General features: G+C 39.4%; 1 protein-coding gene and 1 pseudogene. Both read left to right on the top strand.

What is annotated here, in order from left to right:
- Positions 1-87 precede the first annotated feature (87 nt).
- On the top strand, positions 88-297 hold the full coding sequence (locus GMD1S_RS07890; protein ID WP_000869797.1) for a hypothetical protein: 210 nt from the start codon (positions 88-90) through the stop codon (positions 295-297).
- Positions 298-506: 209 nt separating this feature from the next.
- Positions 507-1,213, top strand: a pseudogene (gene comA / locus GMD1S_RS07885) (peptide cleavage/export ABC transporter ComA); the annotation flags it as partial.

Here is a 1,213-nt window from a genome sequence, read left to right as displayed (position 1 = left end):
CTGCTTGGTCTGTTTTATGTAGGATACAAGTACAAAACAAAAGAAAGTACGATTGGAAATTGATGAACCATCAGATCGGAGTTTGAGATGAAAGTTGTTCAATTACTAGGAAAAGCTTGGCCAGAGTTTATTGTATTGTCTAGCTCGATGGCTTATCTAATGATTAGAATTGTGGCTGATGTAAACAAAATAAATCTACCTACGTGGTTTGAATGTTTTGATATACCTACGATTTCATTATTTTTGATGACATTTATCTCACTTTATAGAAGTAAAGAGAATATCATTTCAGAATAGTTTATTTCTAGGCATTCATTTTTTAACGGTTACTTTAAGCAGGCAGAACTTTTGTTCTGCTTTTTACATTTAAATGATAGTTTATGCTTTTTGAAGTGCGTTTTAGGCGTAAAAATGGTTTATTTAGGAATATTTTCCTGTTTTCATCCTTATTTGGTTAAAATAATCTTACAAATTTTTAAAGAGATTATTAGAAAAAGGAGAAGGATATGAAATTTAGGAAAAGGCACTATCGTCCCCAGGTGGATCAGATGGATTGTGGCGTGGCTTCTTTGGCTATGGTCTTTGGTTACTACGGTAGTTATTACTCCTTGGCTCATCTACGAGAGTTAGCCAAGACGACCATGGATGGGACGACCGCTTTGGGACTTGTAAAGGTGGCAGAGGAGATTGGGTTTGAGACGCGGGCTATCAAGGCGGATATGACGCTCTTTGATTTGCCAGATTTGACCTTTCCTTTTGTGGCTCATGTGCTCAAGGAAGGGAAGTTGCTCCACTACTATGTGGTGATAGGTCAGGATAAAAAGCACATTCATATCGCTGATCCAGATCCTAGTATCAAGCTGACCAAGATTTCCCGTGAGCGATTTGCGCAAGAGTGGACAGGGGTTAGTATTTTTATGGCACCATCACCGGACTATAAACCTCATAAGGAGAAAAAACAGGGACTCCTATCCTTCTTGCCGATCTTACTCAAACAGCATGGCTTAATTACCAATATCGTCCTAGCGACACTCTTGGTGACCTTGATCAATATCGTGGGTTCCTACTATCTTCAGTCCATCATTGATAGTTACGTACCAGACCAGATGCGCTCGACACTGGGTATTATCTCTATTGGGCTGGTCATCGTCTATATTCTCCAGCAGATTTTGTCTTATGCGCAGGAATACCTCTTACTTGTTCTGGGTCAACG

The sequence above is a fragment of the Streptococcus sp. GMD1S genome, assembly GCF_000296875.1.
Classification (GTDB): Bacteria; Bacillota; Bacilli; order Lactobacillales; family Streptococcaceae; genus Streptococcus.
The sequence above is the reverse complement of the archived record's forward strand: the minus strand, read 5'-3'. Positions and strand labels throughout refer to the sequence as shown.